General features: G+C 43.6%; 17 protein-coding genes. 3 read left to right on the top strand and 14 right to left on the bottom strand.

Translation table 11 applies throughout. The features are described from left to right. Positions 1-9: 9 nt before the first annotated feature. Together ssb and rpsF are read right to left on the bottom strand one after the other, a co-directional pair. Complete coding sequence (gene ssb, locus IPM44_00520; GenBank protein ID QQS27054.1) at positions 10-450, bottom strand: single-stranded DNA-binding protein; 441 nt, start codon at positions 448-450, stop codon at positions 10-12. 21 nt (positions 451-471) lie between these two features. Continuing rightward, positions 472-822: a 30S ribosomal protein S6 gene (rpsF, locus tag IPM44_00515; protein QQS27053.1), complete on the bottom strand. Its 351-nt coding sequence runs from the start codon at positions 820-822 to the stop codon at positions 472-474. A 162-nt stretch (positions 823-984) separates the two neighbouring features. Here rpsF and IPM44_00510 point away from each other — a divergent pair, with 162 nt between their 5' ends. Further along, positions 985-1,524 carry a hypothetical protein gene (locus tag IPM44_00510; protein ID QQS27052.1) on the top strand — a complete coding sequence of 180 codons (540 nt, stop codon included), beginning with the start codon at positions 985-987 and terminating at the stop codon, positions 1,522-1,524. A gap of 179 nt (positions 1,525-1,703) precedes the next feature. Here IPM44_00510 and IPM44_00505 read toward each other — a convergent pair whose 3' ends face one another. The 5 genes from IPM44_00505 to IPM44_00485 all read right to left on the bottom strand — a co-directional run bounded on the left by IPM44_00505 (position 1,704) and on the right by IPM44_00485 (position 7,214). Continuing rightward, positions 1,704-2,297 (bottom strand): RecX family transcriptional regulator, encoded by a 594-nt coding sequence (locus IPM44_00505; protein QQS27051.1) that lies wholly within the window; start codon positions 2,295-2,297, stop codon positions 1,704-1,706. Between the two features lie 26 nt (positions 2,298-2,323). After that, positions 2,324-3,412: a recombinase RecA gene (gene recA, locus IPM44_00500; protein QQS27050.1), complete on the bottom strand. Its 1,089-nt coding sequence runs from the start codon at positions 3,410-3,412 to the stop codon at positions 2,324-2,326. 106 nt (positions 3,413-3,518) lie between these two features. After that, positions 3,519-4,016: a YajQ family cyclic di-GMP-binding protein gene (locus IPM44_00495; protein QQS27049.1), complete on the bottom strand. Its 498-nt coding sequence runs from the start codon at positions 4,014-4,016 to the stop codon at positions 3,519-3,521. Between the two features lie 8 nt (positions 4,017-4,024). Then, positions 4,025-5,050, bottom strand: a complete 1,026-nt coding sequence (locus IPM44_00490; GenBank protein QQS27048.1) for a helix-turn-helix domain-containing protein — start codon at positions 5,048-5,050, stop codon at positions 4,025-4,027. Further along, complete coding sequence (locus IPM44_00485) at positions 5,043-7,214, bottom strand: DNA translocase FtsK 4TM domain-containing protein (protein ID QQS27047.1); 2,172 nt, start codon at positions 7,212-7,214, stop codon at positions 5,043-5,045. Before IPM44_00485 ends, IPM44_00490 begins: the two co-directional genes overlap by 8 nt. Before the next feature lie 166 nt (positions 7,215-7,380). Between IPM44_00485 and IPM44_00480 the strand changes: the two genes are divergently transcribed. Further along, a complete protein-coding gene (locus IPM44_00480) occupies positions 7,381-9,129 on the top strand; it encodes an ABC transporter ATP-binding protein (GenBank protein ID QQS27046.1) in 1,749 nt (582 codons plus the stop codon). Positions 9,130-9,229: 100 nt separating this feature from the next. Here IPM44_00480 and IPM44_00475 read toward each other — a convergent pair whose 3' ends face one another. From IPM44_00475 to IPM44_00445, 7 genes are all read right to left on the bottom strand, one after another. Beyond that, positions 9,230-10,477, bottom strand: a complete 1,248-nt coding sequence (locus IPM44_00475; GenBank protein ID QQS27045.1) for a glycosyltransferase family 2 protein — start codon at positions 10,475-10,477, stop codon at positions 9,230-9,232. 108 nt (positions 10,478-10,585) lie between these two features. Continuing rightward, a complete protein-coding gene (locus IPM44_00470) occupies positions 10,586-12,637 on the bottom strand; it encodes a ribonuclease J (GenBank protein ID QQS27044.1) in 2,052 nt (683 codons plus the stop codon). Positions 12,638-12,733: 96 nt separating this feature from the next. Further along, complete coding sequence (locus IPM44_00465; GenBank protein QQS27043.1) at positions 12,734-13,336, bottom strand: uracil-DNA glycosylase; 603 nt, start codon at positions 13,334-13,336, stop codon at positions 12,734-12,736. 13 nt (positions 13,337-13,349) lie between these two features. Next, complete coding sequence (locus IPM44_00460) at positions 13,350-15,488, bottom strand: polyribonucleotide nucleotidyltransferase (protein QQS27361.1); 2,139 nt, start codon at positions 15,486-15,488, stop codon at positions 13,350-13,352. Between the two features lie 253 nt (positions 15,489-15,741). Continuing rightward, a complete protein-coding gene (gene rpsO / locus IPM44_00455) occupies positions 15,742-16,020 on the bottom strand; it encodes a 30S ribosomal protein S15 (protein ID QQS27042.1) in 279 nt (92 codons plus the stop codon). Positions 16,021-16,038: 18 nt separating this feature from the next. Next, the gene (truB, locus tag IPM44_00450; GenBank protein QQS27041.1) at positions 16,039-16,704 is read right to left on the bottom strand and encodes a tRNA pseudouridine(55) synthase TruB; all 666 of its coding nucleotides are present in this window, start codon (positions 16,702-16,704) and stop codon (positions 16,039-16,041) included. Positions 16,705-16,747: 43 nt separating this feature from the next. Beyond that, complete coding sequence (locus IPM44_00445) at positions 16,748-17,692, bottom strand: DHH family phosphoesterase (protein QQS27040.1); 945 nt, start codon at positions 17,690-17,692, stop codon at positions 16,748-16,750. Positions 17,693-17,878: 186 nt separating this feature from the next. On the opposite strand from IPM44_00445, the gene rpsT reads away from it, so the two are divergent. Next, positions 17,879-18,244, top strand: a complete 366-nt coding sequence (gene rpsT / locus IPM44_00440; GenBank protein QQS27039.1) for a 30S ribosomal protein S20 — start codon at positions 17,879-17,881, stop codon at positions 18,242-18,244. Positions 18,245-18,247: the final 3 nt, after the last annotated feature.

The following is an 18,247-nucleotide window of genomic DNA, read 5'->3' as shown; positions in this document are numbered from 1 at the left end:
GTTTTCTCCTTAAAATGGGATGTCATCAAGATTAATATCATCGCCAGGCATCTCCTGGATATCTGGATCGTCGGTCTTTTTAGCCCCAGAGGAAGATGGTGCTCCACCTTCACCAGAGCCAGCGCTCAAGAAGTTAATATCAGTTGCAACAATCTCGGTGCGCTGCTTCTTTACTCCATCAGCATCCCAAGAGCGAGTCTGTAATCGACCTACAACCAATACTTTACGACCTTTTGATAGATAATTTGCGCATAGTTCGCCCAGCTTACCCCAAGCCACTACATCATGGAATTCAACTGCATCCTTCTTATCGCCACTCTGCGGATCTTGCCAAATACGGTTTGTCGCAACCGCAAAGCTCGCCACCGACTGACCCGAGGGAGTCTGTCGTAATTCTGGGTCTCGTGTGAGATTCCCCATTATAATTGCTTGGTTAAAATCTTTTGCCATCCCTATCTCCTTACGCTTATATTATTCAGTCTCTGGTTTTTCTACTGGCTTTTTGGTGCTATTTTTTGCACCCTTATTAACCGGCCGCACATCTTCAAGTGAAACAACTATATAACGGATCACCTCTGAGGTAATGCGCAAAGTATTATCAAGCTCTTGAATCTTAGCTGGATCAAGCTTAACTTGAAAGAATACGTAAATCCCCCAATCCTGCTTCTTAATTCGATAAGCAAGCTTGCGCTTCCCCCAGTTATCTTTATTTTCTACTTTACCGCCAAGATTAGTGATAATACTTTCGACCTTGCTTACGGCACGATCGAGATCAATCTCGAGGTCAGGATGTAAAATCACACCCACTTCATACTGTCGCATAGACATCCTTTCTTTGGTTCACTCACATTTAGCGAGGTTCGCTGACGTTCTTAAACTACAACTTAGTGCGTTCACGTCAACAAAAAGGTTATTTATTGTTAAACACCGTAATTTTACCGAAAATACCAGAATAAATCAAGTGTTAGGAGTATAATGCAAAGCATGAAAAAGCGTGCATTGGGCCAGCAATTGTTACTTTCTCAATTGCGTGGAATGATTATTTTTGATCGTCGCGAACTACGTCCGCTTGGCCTCATTGAAGGAGCAATTTTTCGTCGAGAAAATCTCCAGCTTGCCTTTCTGGAATGTTTAGTCGCCGGTGAGACTAATTTTATTAGATCCGACCAAACCGCCGTGGTAGATAACCTACTTACCGCACAGGGAATTGAGTGTTTTGGGGAAAAAGCTGATTTTATTCGAGATAAAGTAGCATTTTCTGATAATTGTCGGCTTATTTCCTATAAAGTATGCGACACGAATGGTAGCAAAATTGGACAAGTTGAAGATTGCGCCGTCAAACTACCTCTCATGCATATGGATCGCATATACGTCAGAAGGCCTCTACTGAAAAGTTTTAAGCAAAGCCTACTGGTAATCCAAGCCTCCACAATTTCCGATGTCATACCTGATAAAAAACTGATTATCATACAATCTGAGATGAGATCATTTAAGAAGACTGCCATAAAACCGGCTACAGCTTAGGATAGTTTTGTTCGGTAAAAATTTGCTTGTATCGTCTTAATTAATGGCCTACCATAAGAGGTATTAAGAGGGTATGAAGTTTTGCTAATAATGGCTGGCCTGTGGGTTATTGCAGTTGCGATTTGCATTCGTGCTGTACTAATCTCACGATAAGTCCAAATTAAATCAATACACAATTATTACTTAGAGCCTGACTCATCTAAGCATAGTTTTATATCCGGGTAACTAAACCCCCTACCAACGAGATAGCTCATCATCTTTTCACGGTTCACTGTCCGATTACGACTTTTCTTTGCGATTAACCCAAGGATTATCTCTTTGGTATCAATACCACCTATACAATCATCGATGATATCTTTAGGAATACCTTTACGACTTAACTCGTCCCGGATTGCACGAGGCGACCACAGCATCTGCTGACGCATCGCGCTCCACCGTAATGCAAAGTCCCCATCTTGTAAGTATCCCTCTCGCTTAAGATCTCCCACTACAGCAATTGACACATCTTCAAATTCTTTTCGCCTCAAATATTCCATAACCTCCTGTGAGGAATGAATCCGTAATCCCAAGTATCGAATTGCTAGGTTATAAGCCTTACTTGCTCGAGCTTCATTACGCAGTCTATCTAGCTGATCATGGGTTAGCTCTGAGCCCTTGTGCAGGCGCCAGGATGCAACCTGATTAAGGCTTAATCCACAGCAGAACTCATCATCAACATAGAGATTTACAAAATCTTTCTGCTTCTGAGAGGTAAGCTTTGTAACAACAGGCATACCGTACAGTCCCCTCTAAACCTAGGCTATTTTTTCTTATCTTCTGCCAGATCTACTTGACTGCCACCTGTGGCTCGCTCACGAATCTTCGTGTCTAGTTCGTCCATTACTTCTGGATGAGACTTCAAGAATTGCTTAGCTGCCTCACGCCCCTGCCCAATCTTATCTTCTTTATAAGAAAACCAAGCACCAGCCTTCTTAACCAAATCATATTTTACGGCCAAATCGATTAAATCACCCGGCCTAGAAATACCTTCATTAAACATGATGTCAAACTCTGCAATCTTAAAAGGTGCCGCTATCTTATTCTTGACCACTTTCACTTTTACGTGATTGCCAATACTTTGATCACCTTCTTTAAGCTGCTCCGTACGACGAATATCAAGACGCACCGAAGAATAATACTTGAGCGCATTACCACCAGCTGTTACCTCCGGATTACCAAACATCACACCAATCTTCATGCGTAGCTGGTTAATGAAAATAACTGAACATTTAGTTTTACTAACAACGCCAGTAAGCTTGCGCAAAGCCTGACTCATCAGTCGTGCTTGCAGGCCCATGTGAGCATCACCCATTTCACCTTCAATTTCTGCTCGTGGCACCAAGGCAGCAACCGAGTCGACAATCACCGTATCAACCGCCCCCGAGCGTACTAAAGTTTCGGTTATCTCTAGCGCCTGCTCTCCGGTATCAGGTTGCGAGATAAGTAAATCATTTAAATTAACCCCGATTTTTTCAGCATACTCAGGGTCGAGGGCATGCTCGGCATCAACAAAAGCTGCCAAGCCACCACGCTTTTGCACTTCAGCCACAGCATGCAGAGCTAGTGTGGTTTTACCACTGGACTCTGGACCATAAATCTCAATAATACGACCTTTTGGAAAACCCCCACCCAACGCCAAGTCTAGCGCCAAACTACCAGTTGGAATGGTCTCAACATGAGCCTTCATACCTTCGCCCAACTTCATAATCGAACCAGTACCAAACTGACGCTCAATCTGCTCTACTGCCAGCTCAACTGCCTTCAAGCGAGCATTACGCTCCGATGCTGATTGTTTAGATAAATCCTTCACTACTGCTCCTTTTTCTAACTTGGTTGTTATAGCTGGCATAATCCACCTCTCCTATCTTATATTCTTGCGTTCACCAATCATAGTACCGAACAATATACGTACAGGTCAAGAGATTTTGTGCTTCTTTTTTCGGTTTTTATACTTTTTATCGAAAATTTTCAAAGCTTACAGCAAATGGTAGGTCAGCCGTACGCAGTGTCTGCATCACAGCCTGCAGTTCATCCCGGCTTGCACTCACCACCCGAATGGCATCCCCCTGAATAGAACTCTTAACCTTGGGATGTTGATCGCGAATAATCTTTGATACCTGCTTAGCTTTTTCCTGATCGAGACCCTGCTTTAAAGCAAGCGTCCACTTATACTCCATGCCACTCTGCGTAATTTCCTGGCTATTATCTAAAAACTTCAAATCCACCGAGCGACGAATAAATTTTGATTCAACTACGTCCTTAATAGCTCGTAATTTAATCTCTGAATTTGACTTTAGCCGCAACTCAGACTTTTCTCTATCAAATTCAATCTCCGAACCAGTTCCCTGAAAGTCATAGCGCGTTGCCAGCTCACGCTTAACCTGATCGGCAATATTTATCATATCTGCCACATCATACTTACTTACTACATCAAAAGATGCATCTTTAGCCATAAAACCTCCTAATTTGTATCGCGACGCAACTCTACGCCACGACGCACTTCACCGGGTGCCCCCAGCAGTCCCAAATCTTTATTCTGCACCACCTCATTAGTTAGCGCAACCCGCGTTACTCCAGCGTTGCCAGTAGCCAGAGTCAGTACATCGGCTGCCGAAAAAGTTTGCGAGGTAGCCGACAACATAGTGCCTCTAAAAATTTCCTTACCATCGGCCTCCACCACCAGCCAGGTTGGGGTATCTGTCACAGTTACAACCGCCTGCACGGCACCAGCTTCAACTGTCGGTGATGAGTTTGGCGAAGGGCTAATAGATGGTGTGGGGCTTGGTGTAGTGTCTTGTAGAGTAGCAGTTATAACATAGGTTTGAGTCACGCTCTTACCTAGTCGATTAGTAGCCGTCAACTTTATTTCATTGCGGCCATCAGTTAAGGCAATACGCTCCCGAAAAGCCCCATCGGCTGCTACTAAAACTGGTGAGTCATTAATATATAAATCAGCTCCCCCCTCAACCCTACCAGAAACATAGCCAAAATTAGTCGATACACTGCGAGCCTCATCCTGCGAAATACTCAACTTAGGTGGTGCCGACAAAATAATCACCTGCCAAATAATATAGCCAATCACCAAAGCTACGACCGCCATAATCGACAAAAGCGCAAATGTCTTAGGTGTTACCACCATACGAGTCGACTTAATTGGTTTCACGCCAAGCGCCACATTGCGACCACGCTGACTTTGGCGCTTCATCTCGCGCGCCCCAGCTCGTTCTTGTTCGTATAGCTTTAAGATTGGCTTAGCTTCTAGACCCAAAAAATCAGCATAATTTTTTACGTACCCCCTACTATATACATCATCTTTTAAGATATCGTACTCACTTGCTTCCAGGGCCTCAATGTAGCGAGCTCGAATTCTGGTAGCCTGCTCGGCTTCAGAAATAGATAAGTCTAAACTCTCACGTCGTCGCTTTAAGATAGAGGCAAGTGTCTGCAATCGAGATTTAGAAGAATTTTTACGAGAGCTTTCATTCATCCGCGCTCACGTTCTCCCCTGCATCTTCCTGAAAACCAATATCTGCCGAGCTACTACCAACTGAAGACATCAGAATTGCGCGCGGCTTTGATCCTTCAGCCGCCCCAATTACACCATTTTCTTCAAGCATGTCCATCAAGCGAGCAGCCCGGGCATAACCAACCCTAAAACGACGCTGTAGGAGCGAAGATGATGCCTTACCACTCTGCACCACGAAAGCCACCACTTCATCATATAAGTCATCATCGCCTGAGCCACCATCGCCACTAGCCATCACGCCACGGGCACCAATCTTAACTGCCTGCGCCAATACTTCTTCATTATACTGTGGCGCTCGTTCATCACGTAAGAAATTCATCACCGCTGAAACTTCCTCGCCTGTAATCAACACACCTTGTGCTCGTTTTGGCTTCATGAACTCTGGCGAAGAAAACAACATATCACCCTTACCAAGTAGCTTCTCCGCCCCACTCTGATCCAAAATTGTCCGACTATCAATTTGACTAGCAGTAGTTAGCGCCACACGAGCAGGCAAGTTGGCCTTAATGAGTCCCGTCACCACACCAACACTTGGGCGCTGAGTAGCCAAAACCAAATGAATCCCAACTGCTCGAGCCATTTGAGCAATTCGAACTATCAGGCTTTCAACATCCTTGCCAGCAACCACCATAAGATCAGCAAATTCGTCGAGTACAATTACAATGTAAGGCATGCCATCCACACCTTTTTGCTGGTTATATTCACCAATATCGCGCTTACCGTTATCGGCTAGCAAATTAAGTCGTCGCTCCATCTCAGTTACTGCCCACTTCATAGCACTAATAGCTTTTTCGTGATCAGTTATAACTGGTGTTAGGAGATGTGGAATATCATTATACGGGGTAAGCTCCACGCGCTTTGGATCAACCAAAATCAACCTCAGCTGGGCCGGTGAATTACGGTATAAGAATGAAGTCAACATCGTGTTAATCATTACCGACTTACCAGCTTTGGTGGCACCAGCTACAAGCAAGTGGGGCATGCTAGCTAAATCACCAGTTAATATCTCGCCAGCCACATCACGCCCCAACACAAACTCCAGGCGACTCGGCTTGGTATGCATCTCTTTGCTTTCTAAAATATCCCGCAAGCGCACCTGAGCGCTTTTCTCATTTGGCACCTCAATACCAACCAAGTCGGTCCCGGCAATTGGTGCTTCAATACGAATATGTTGAGCCTTTAAGGCTAAGGCCAAGTTTCTATCTAGACCAGTAATTTTATTGAGCTTCACACCACTCTGTGGCTTAAAAGTATACTGCGCAACGGTCGGACCAACATTAACACCAACCATATTAACGTCAATCTTGAATTCTTTTAAGGTATCTTGGATGATCTTTGCTTTTTCCTTCTCATTACCAGCATCCGCCTTAGTCGACATCCCCTTTAGTAAATCAAGTGGTGGATACTTCCAGTCTTTATCAAGCGTAGCCGTCATTGCTGCCTTCGTAACAGGTGCGACTTTCGACTCATCATCACTGCCAATCGCACCCTTAAAAGGAAGTTTATTATTCACCGCAAAACCTGGCTGTTTCACTTCTAACTTGCTCTCATCGGTCTTCTTTTCGCGACCAAAAAGTTTACGTGCAATATCAGCTAGTCGCACGCCAGTGGCAATCACAATCACCACCAACTCGACTAATACCAAAAGGAAAATAGCCAGCGGTGTTGTTAGTAAAGGATGTAAGATCATCCATAGCGCATAGCCCACAAAACCACCCTGATTTGATAGTTCGCTTAGCGATGTACCCTCCCCAGCTAAGCTAAATTGTAAAATCCCGGCTAGTACAATAAAAAACGCAATCAGGCCAAAGTAGTTTTGCCCCTTCAGCTCAAACCGCTTGGGTAAAAAGAGTAAAACTGCCAGACCAAAAAAAGCTGCCGGCACCAAATATGCTGCTTGCCCAATCAACCCCTTCACAAGCCCCATAAATGAGTTCCCCAACGAACCGGCACCACCAAAAAAGGCCACTATCAAAAGTACACCCAACCCAATTAAAATAATTGCGGCAATATCTTGTTTTGCAGCTTTGGAAAGAAGTGGTTTCTTTTCAGCTACATCTTGTTTTTTACGAGTATTTGGTCGAGCCGACTTTTTACGTCCGCCCTTTTTTGAACCGGTTGCCATATCCTTTTATTATGCCTCGCTTTAGCGCTAAACGCCAGATAGTTTAAAGAGAAAAACACGAGAGAATTCTGGCTATTTCTCACCCTCTCGACTACAACCATTATAGCATAGTCGGACAATAAAATAAAGAGTTGTCAAACTTGAGTATTTCCAGGAAAATAGGCTTATGAAGAATATCTTAAAAATACTGCCTTATATACGCGAGCAATATGGTCGCCTACTAACTATCATGGTGGCCAGCTTAATCATAGCTGGCATAACTGCCATCCAGCCACAAATATTTAAGCAGATAGTCGATACGGTTGTCGCCAAAGGTAATAGCCTAAGCTGGGCAGATGTTAAATCTGACTTAATACTTCTAACACTATTAAGCGCAATCGTACTGGCAACTTCATATATTTTTAATATAGTAAGCAATCGAAGCTTCCATACCGTCAGGTCTGGACTACATCAAAAAGTCTTCGCCAAAATTACCTCATTAAGCACAGACTATTTTGATACCCATCGACCTGGTGCAATTATCCATAAAAACAATCAAGCAATCGATAGTTTTGCATCTTGGATAAATAGCCTCAACTATTCACTCCTGGGTCCAATATTTACAATGATTATCGTTACTATAATCCTCATGCAAACTAATCTCTTAATTGGCCTCTTGGGTTTCGGTATAATAATCTATTCCTCTTTCGAATTTCATATAACCCGCAAGCGTAATCGACCAGCAAATCTGGCCTGGCGCAAACATAGTGAAGCTAGCTCTGCAATATTCTCCGAAACTATTCAAAATATGACCACAATTTCAACTCTTTCTTCAGTTAATCGATTTCGCAACCTATTCAGTAAAGAGCAAGATAGGGTTTTAGAGCAAGCCTTCATGGTACGTGACGCTTGGCAATTATCTGGCTTCCGAGTATCAATATTTAATGAGCTATCTTTCATACTAGCTATCATAATAATTATTTTTGAACTTATTCAGGGGCGACTCTCAGCCGGTACTTTTGTAGCCGTTACTGCCTACTATAACTCACTACGAAATAATGCCCGTGCTTTTGCACAATTTATACCCGATACTGATCGGGTAGAAAATGATGTGGAGCGCCTAGTTACACTGCTTGAAGAAAAGCCAACTTTCCCTAGTAGCCCAAATGCCATTCAGCTGATAAAACTTGAGTCACTGGAGTTTCGCAATGTCTCTTTTGCTTATCCAGACAGCAAGAAGGGTGCCATTGAAAATATCAGCTTTCGAATTGATAAAAATAATTCTATTGCCCTCGTCGGACCCTCAGGTGTTGGCAAGTCTACCATAACAAAACTAATGCTACGCTTCTATGCCCCAACGGCTGGCGAAATCTTAATTAACGATCAGCCAGCCGACACATATACTCACGAATCAGTCCGTCAACACATTGGTATGGTCATGCAAGACGTTGCTCTATTTAATAGAACTATTAAAGAAAACCTCAAGCTAGCCAATGATAAAGCTACTCAAGCCGATCTGGAGACTGCCGTCGAACAAGCCCATGCTGCTGAGTTTATCGAAAACCTTCCAAAAAAATACAACACCATCGTTGGTGAACGTGGCATAAAACTATCAGGTGGCCAAAAGCAACGTGTAGCTATTGCACGAGCTATCTTAAAGGATCCAGACCTCATAATCCTCGATGAAGCAACTTCAGCACTCGACTCCGAATCTGAAAAACTTGTGCAAGATGGCCTGAAAAAACTCATGAAAGGGCGCTTAAGCCTAACTATCGCCCATCGACTCAGCACCGTTCGTCATGCCGATGAAATACTCGTACTACAGAAAGGTACAATCGTAGAGCGTGGAACCCACAACAATCTAATCAAAAAACCCCGTGGTCTTTACAAGAAATTATTCGAACTTCAATCAAGCACCGGTAAAACTAAATTGTAAAATCCCTACACCCGTAAATAGTCCACCTTAGCACAAAATACAAGTATTGATATGCTCCAAGCTAAAATACACCATCAATATGTATTTTGAATTTATTTTTTTACATCGTATACCACAAACCTAACGCCAATACTCCAATCAATAAGATTGCCGTCCCTCCAAAACTTATAAACTGCATCCATAGAGGAGCTTGTTTATACGAGTCAGGTATACTTCTCATGTGCCAACATATTAACTCAGTAAGTTCGCGGTAAAAATATACAAATATACCTATAAATCGTGTAATTAAGCAAAAAATTCCATAAAATGGCGCAATTAATACTGTCCAAAGCGGATCTTTGCGACCTAGTATTATATATAAAATAGTATCAATCGCAACATAGAGAATATACATTGTTATCATAATGAGAGGATATTTTACAAGTATCGGCAAAGATAACACTCTCAATATATCAAGAATAATATTTACTAAGTTATAAAATACATCAAAGCGCAATTGAGTAGGTTTATTTTTTGAAACCAATACCCTCATCAATAATACAACATTACCCATAAATCCAGGATTCCAGCCTAAACAACGCTGGCGGAAAAGCGTATGTATAGATTGCGGAACCTCAGTCGAAACTACATAATCAACGAATGTAACACCCCTCGAACCATCCATTGAATGTATGAGTAGGGTTCGCTCCAAATCCTCTCCACTAAACTCACCGCTATGTTTATCAACCTGATAAATTAATCGCTTGGTGCGAAAAAATCCTATTGCCCCACTTACACATAAAACTGATCCTGTGCTCGAATGATAAGTCTTACCGATTTCCATACTTTTCCGATACTCATATCTCTGTAATCTACTCAAAAATGAGTTACCCTCAGGTAGAACATTAAATGCAACAGCATCAAATTTATCGAGTAATCCGTAGGGTATTTTTATATTATCAATCAACATATCATCATCCATAATCAGTACGAAGTCTGTCTTAATATGCGATAATAACCTATGCAAAGCCCCAACTTTACCTCTATTTCGTGCTAGCTTTAATACTTTGGCACCCGCCCGTAATGCCTCTAGACCAGTACGATCATCAGAACAGTCATCAACGACATAAACGACCGATCCGGGCAGTGAAGCTTTTACATTTTTGACTGTTTGTGCAATCTTACTTTCCCCATTATGGCAGGCTATAAGAACCGAAAGCTGTGTATTACCCTGTATCTTTTCGCGTGGAATATGTAAAATCTTCCTGGCTGATAAAAAAGCCTCTGTTAAACTCTTTATTCCATCTATTAAAATGGTAAAAATAATAACAGCCGGTAATACAGCTAGATAGTCTATACTACTAGGCAAATATCTATATATGACTAAAATATAAACAATTATCAGGAATAGCGATAATTCAGCAAGCCACCCATCGACAAGCGGCCATCGCCCCCCCGCTTACTCTTTAAGCGCACACTAAACCTCAATCACGACTGGCAATACGATTGGATTACGCTTAGTTACCTTAAATAGATAATTAGCCACATCATCACGCATACGAGTTTTGATTATCAGGCTTGAAGGCGGAGTAGAGATATCGCGCTTATCAAAAATATTTTGAACAAGCTGACGACTCTTCTGCAACAGCTCAACATTGTCTTTCATATAGATAAAGCCACGCGAAATGATGTCCGGACTGGTCTTTAGCTTACCGGTCCGCTTATCAACCGTTGCGATAATCATAAAGACCCCATCGGCACTCATTGCCAGACGATCTTTTAAGACAATCTCCTGAACATCGCCAATACCAGCACCGTCAATTAGCACCACCCCAGAAGTAACCTTGGGTCCTTCTTTAACACCAGCTTCATCCGCCACTAAAGTTTGACCATTTTCAATCACGAACAAGTTCTCGTCGGCCATGCCTTCAGATTTGGCAATCGCTGCATTATGGAACATATGATGCATCTCACCATGAATTGGCAGGTAATACTTTGGTCGAACCAACTGGAGCATTTCCTTAATTTCATCTACCGTAGCGTGTCCACCAGTGTGCATTTTGCCCAAATTATCGAAAGCAGCTGTGGCCGGCTGATACACATAAGCACCCCAACGAAAGAGATTATCCACCATTCCCCAAACTGATTTCTCGTTACCTGGAATAATGGAGGCTGATAGCACCACCACATCATTAGGCTTAAGCTTTACATCGCGGTGCTCACCTGTACCCATGCGTTGCAGAGCCGAGTAATTCTCACCCTGCGAGCCAGTTGAGAGCACTACTATCTGGCCATCCTCGTATCGGCTCACTTCGTTAGATTTAATTAGCACACCTGGAGGTACTTTGACATAGCCTAGTTTGACAGCTAGCTCGAGATTGCTTTGCATACTGCGCCCCACCACAGCCAGCTTACGCTTCGATTTAGCCACCGCATTTACCACAATCTGCATGCGAGTAATCTGACTACCGAAAGCCCCAATAATAACACGCTTGTTATAGTTGCGAACAAAAATTTCATCTAGGGTTTCAACAATGTCCATTTCTGGGGTTGAGCGACCAGGCGTCTCACAGCTAGTAGAGTCGCACATCAACATCAACACACCTTCATCACCCAGCTCTTTAAGGCGTTGCTTATCGGCCGTCTTGCCATCAAGTGGATTTTCTTCAAAGCGCCAGTCACCAGTGTTTACGATTATTCCAACTGGTGTACGAATTGCCAGCGAGCAAGCGTCCGGGATAGAGTGCGTGGTGCGCAAAAACTCTACATTAAACACACCTAGCTGAATGCGGTCGTGTCGATCCTGGTCGATGATATGTAGCTCTGGCTTAAACGGCAACTTATATTCTTCTAGCTTGCGCTCGATAAATTTAATCGTAAACTGAGCCGCATAAATCGGAGCTGGAATTTTTGGCAAGATAAATGGAATCCCACCGACGTGGTCCTCGTGGGCATGAGTAATGAGAATACCACGAATTTTATGCTTGCGCTCCTCTAGGTATGTAACATCTGGCACGACCAGATCGATACCCGGCTGATCATCACCCGGAAAGCTAAAGCCCATATCCATAATGATGATGTCATCTTCGTACTCTAAGGCCATAATATTACGGCCAATTTCGTTTAGACCACCAAGTGGAATAATTTTAAGTTTACCAGCATCAGCCTTAGATACCCCCTTCACATCCACAGCCTTAATACCTGGGCGATTAGATGGTGCGCCGGAAGCATTAAAGCTACCATGCACAAAAGTCTGTGGGCCCTTTGGCATGCGCATGCGTGGCGGACGGCCCAAGCTTCCGCGCTCTCGACGCTGGCCATTACCACCATTGCCGTTTCTATTATTACGTTGCTGTCGCCCCTGCCCATTTGGCGCGCTTTGATTGCGTCGCTGACCAGTCTGAGCACTACTCTGATTCTGGCTTTGTGCGGGTTTGCGGGTACTATTTGGTCGCGGTGTTTGAGGCCGCCGATTATTTGGTTTTAAATCATCCGCCGACAATGGACGGCTTGTTAGATCTTCTGACATGTTTGTTATTTTCCTTTCTTTATAAACTTGTTAGTATGTCTAAGCTCTTGCCCCGCCCTTAGTTCAGAACTAGAGCTTAAACATACAACCTAATAATTAACTGTTATTTTTTTCAAGTAACTGTGGTATTTGTGAAAAATCATCTAGTAAAGCTTTGCGCATCGAGCCGTTATATAACGCCGCAGCCGGATGATACAACGGTAAAAAAACTTGTGTCCGCTGCTTACCCGAGTGTGCATACGTTCGCCGTACTGGCACACCATGACTGGTGCTAATCTTTAACTCTGGGAAAAATACATTCATTGCATGTCTGCCCAAAAAAATTACCAGTAAAGGATTGATCACGTCTATCTGTTCTAAAAGGTACGGTAAACAGGCTTGAATCTCGTCTGGTTTCGGATCACGATTGCCAGGTGGACGGTACTTTACAATATTTGTAATAAATACGTCATCTCGAGTCAGATTGATAGTTTCTAGCATTTCTACCAAAAATTTTCCTGACGCGCCAACAAACGGCCGACCTTCACGATCTTCCTGTGCCCCGGGGGCTTCACCCACAAACATCAACTTAGCTTCTGGGTCACCCTCGCCGGGCACAGGATTGGTGCAAGTTTTACATAACTCGGTACATACTTCGCAGGAGGCTATGCGCTGGGCAATTTGAGTAAGTTTTGTCTGCTTCTCATCACGCGTCGCCATGCCAATAATTTTATTACTCGCCTTGAGTAGCTTTCTTACTCAAATTATACCGCCCACGGTCATCTTTTTCGACTAATTTAACGCGAATTTTATCACCTTCTGACACTTCATCAGATACATTCTCTACTCGATGATTGGCCAACTGCGAAATATGCACCAGGCCCTCTCGACCAGGCATAAACTCCACAAAAGCCCCAAAATCCATCACTTTCACTACTGTGGCATCATAAATCTTACCAACCTCAGGCTCGGCTACAATCGACTCAATCCAATGCTTAGCTCGCTCGGCTGCTTTCATGTCATCTGAGTAAATCATAATCAAGCCGTCATCTTCAATATCAATTTGCGCACCTGTTTCGCCGGTAATCTTCTGAATAGTCTCCCCACCCTTACCAATCACCTCTTTAATTTTGTCAGGATTAATTACTACCTTTGTAATGCGTGGCGCAAACTCTGACAGCTCCGGACGCACTTCAGGTAAAATATCCAACATCTTACCCATAATGTGGACTCGCCCCTCTTTAGCCTGCGCCAACGCCTCCCGCATAATATCAAGCGTGATACCAGTCACCTTAATATCCATCTGTAGAGCTGTGATACCATCGGCCGTTCCAGCTACTTTAAAATCCATGTCTCCAGCAAAATCTTCAACACCCTGAATATCTGAAAGAATCACAAAGTTATCTGGTTTAGATTTATCAATCATCAAGCCCATGGCAATACCGGCTACTGGCTTCTTGAGCGGTACACCAGCATCCATCAGCGATAGCGTTGAACCACACACCGACGCCATCGAAGTAGAGCCGTTGGAGCTCAAAATCTCTGAAACTACACGAATAGCATATGGAAATTCTTCGACCGCTGGCAACATCGGTTCTAATGCCCGCTCGGCTAACGCACCGTGACCAATTTCGCGCCGACCAGTCGAGCGCAATGGACGAGCCTCACCGGTTGAATACGGCGGGAAATTATAGTGATGCATGTAACGCTTGGTAGTATCTTCTTCCATAGTATCAATTAGCTGGGCATAGCTAATTGGTGCAAGTGTAGCAACCGAAAGTGCTTGGGTGGTGCCGCGTGTAAATACTGCACTACCGTGAGTGCGTGGCAAAACACTAGTGTCACCAGAAATGGTTCGTACTTGGGTAGTTTTACGCTGATCTGGTCGCTCACCATCCTCTAAGATAGCCCGACGAATTTCGGCATCAATCACACTAGAAAAAGCTGTTTTTACCGCACCAAGTGGAAAACGCTCTTTATCATCTTCCATCTCAGCCGGCAGTGGGCCAAACTCATCAATCACCAACTTGCGTAAATCTTTTAGTATATCCTCACGCTCCAAACCATCTGAATGACGTATATCTTCGCCAAGCTTACCCTCTAAAAAGCTGGTAATTTTCTCTGCCAAATCCTCATCGGCTCGAAAAATTTCATACTCCTGAGGAGTTACCGACATAGCTTTTACCATCTCATGCTGAAGCTTAATAATTGGCTGCCAGGTCTTAATAGCTAGATCAAAAGCTTCTACCATCAGCTCTTCAGAAACTTCGCGCGCACCGGCCTCTACCATCATAATCGCATCGGCCGTACCAGCAATGGTTAGATTTAGCTTAGAATCCTCCTGCTCTCCGGTGGTAGGAAAAGCAATCAGCTCACCATCTTTTTCAGCCACCCGAAGACCCGCTACCGGACCCTGAAACGGCGCACCAGTTAACATCAGTGCGCTCGATGCCGCAATCATACCCAACACATCTGGTTCATGCTCGCCATCAACCGATAGTGTCGTTACTACCACCTGCACATCATTGCGATAACCCTTAGGAAACAGCGGACGAATTGGTCGGTCGATCAAACGTGCCGTCAAGATTGCCTTTTCGGATGGGCGACCTTCGCGCTTAATAAACCGACTGCCGGAGATCTTACCGGCCGCATACATCCGTTCTTCATAGTCGATTAGTAGCGGGAAGAAATCCTGATCCGGCTTGGGCTCCTGCGCTACAACGGCAGTAGCCAGTACAACCGTATCACCATAGCGTACAGTTACAGCACCATCAGCTAAAAAGGCTAACTTTCCAGTTTCTATCGTAAGTTTTTTGCCTGCAAACTCAGTTTCAAATACCTGAGTCTTTCCACCAAACGGGTGAATTATCATATTTTCCTTCTTTCTCATAGATCTACACTCAGGCTATGGACCTGGTGCCAGAGAGCAATTCATGAAGTCTCATGAACTCTTCTCTTTCACCTGAACCACCTGGTGTGATTAGTTACTATTTGATAATGTACAATCTGACTACGGACTTATTTTACTATATTTTTGTCATACCTGATATTTTTTATGTACTAAATCATACATCTCACCAAGCATACCAATCTAGCCCCAGTCAGCCCCTAGGGCCAACTACGAATTAGCGACGAAGTTTGAGCTTTTTAACAATTGCTTCGTAGCGCTCTTGACTATTCTTCTGGAGATAGTCTAGCAAACGACGGCGCTTAGAAACCATCGCCAACAAACCACGACGACTATGATTGTCGTGTTTATGTAGCTTAAGATGCTCTGTTAGGGATGCAATTTTTTCAGTAAAAATAGCAATCTGCACCTCAGCTGATCCAGTATCTTTGGCGTGCTGTCCGTGCTTTTTGATGATTTTAGTCTTAGTAGACTCTTGTTTTGCTTCTGTTGCCATAATCAGGTTACAAGTATATCAGTTCTTCAAGAGTTTTTCAAGTACCACAGCATCAGCTAGGCTAAACTCCCCCACTTCAGTACGTTTTAGCTCCGACAAATAGGCTCCCGTTTGTAAAATCTCCCCCAGAGAACGCGCGAGTGAGCGAATATATGTACCGCTCGACACTTTCACTTGGGCAGTTATTTTTGGATAGCTATAATTAACGCTCTTCCACCAATACACTGTTACGGGGCGCGATTTTAACTCCGGCACTTCACCCTTACGCGCCAAGCTATAGGCCCGCTTGCCATCAACCTTAATTGCGCTATATATCGGAGGAGTTTGCATTATTTCACCAGTTAAGTAATCAATCCCAGACTGCACTTCTTTTAAGGACGGCTTGACATCCGACACTCCCTGCTTTTGACCTTCCTCATCATCGGTTGTAGAGTTTTGCCCCAAAGTAATTTCTAGTTCATATACCTTATCGAGCTTCGAGAGACTCTGGGCTTGACGCGTATATTCCCTACCAACAAGAAGCACCATCAGCCCTGTAGCCAAAGGGTCAAGCGTGCCAGTATGGCCAACTTTTTTGATGTTGGTTAGCTTACGAAGCTGAGTAACACTCCTAAATGAGCTCTGGCCTTTTGGCTTTTGAACAAGCCAAATACCCTCTGGCGAGCCGACTGTACCGTACTTCATTTGCTATCACCCATTGAATACATTATTTATTCTATACTAGCAATTACTGCTGGGGTGACTGAGCAACTGCAGGTTGAAATACTCCACCCGACACTAAATTACCAGCTGGATTATCCTGTTCTTGTTTTAGTTGATCGGCAACTATTTGAAGTTCATTTAAAGACTGAGAAGATAGTGCTTCAGATATTTTTCGAGCTTTTTTTGCTGGCGCAGCAACTCCTGCTCCTGCGCTAAATAATTCGCGTACTATCTCTTGCTGGCGAGCCCCTCCACTCAGCAATTGTGCTGCAACAGTGAGAGTTTTTGGTGTTGTAGAGCTAGTAGTAAACCTATTAGTGGCAGACATCATGCCAGCTAAAAGAGCGGTGGCAATATCTGCATCAATCATACCCTGACCCAATGACTCAATCGTGCCAATAATCAATTCGCTTACTGAACTAGCGGCTGTATCAATAAAATTAACACTGCCATAATTCTCGTTAATACGATGATAATCAATATTAATTAGATGTAAGCCATCAAACAGAGTAGGATTTGACTCTAGCATACTGTCAATTTGCGCTAGTTTGTGCACGCCAACCACAACAACCAAATCAAACTGATAGGCTCCATAATCAAACCGTGTATCATCTGGCTGAAAGTTTCCAGCCGCTGGTGTAATAGTAATATCCAAGCGACCGTCGACGATGTCATATTTTAGCTTATCTACTTCAACCTGAGCTAGATCGAGCGAAACGACAAAATCACGTATACCATCAAGAGTACGGCTAATATGGCGTGTGTCCAATAGTTTTTCGGCCGCCACAGGTGCAGCATCGGTAACTACAGCATGACTTTTCTTGCCTAACCGGGCTAAGATTTGCTGTAATGCATAAACCGTTGCAATCTGGTCTATATTAGGCTCACGACCAGTTACAATTAAAATACTCTCGGCTTGACGCAAGAGTTCAACAGTTTGTTGCTTAGATGTAAGTTCAGCAGTTTGCATACGAATATATCAATATACCAAATATTAACCATTATGTCAAGGCATAAGTGTTATACCCCCTCTCCTCGAAAGAGCAATCTTTACAAATCGGATAAAATCAGGTATTATTGTGCGGTCTATATGGATTTTAGGTAGACCCACAAAATCCATCTAATTTAGTGATATTTATTAAGCAAGGAAACCATTATGCCCATCATCAAATCAGCTATGAAGCGCGTTCGCCAGGAAGAAAAACGCCGCGCCAGAAACAATGCCACTAAGCGTCGCATTAAAGCATCAACTAAGTCCACCCTAAGCCATGTTAGTACGGCTGATGTAGTATCTGCTCAAACTGAACTTACCAAGACCATTTCTCTGCTTGATAAAGCTGTTAAAAAAGGCACTCTGCATAAAAATACCGCCTCTCGCCGTAAGAGCAAGCTAACTCGTTCGTATAATGCTGTAGCTCAAGAGGCTTACGGCACTACTGCAAAAACCAAGAAAACTACAGCCAAGAAACCTACAGTCAAAAAGGCGTCTTCTACTGCAAAAAAGCCAGCTCCAAAGAAATAACCT

The sequence above is a fragment of the bacterium genome, assembly GCA_016700035.1.
In the GTDB taxonomy this organism is placed as follows: Bacteria; Patescibacteriota; Saccharimonadia; order CAILAD01.
Note: the sequence above shows the minus strand (reverse complement) of the source record. Positions and strands in the feature narration are given on the sequence as shown.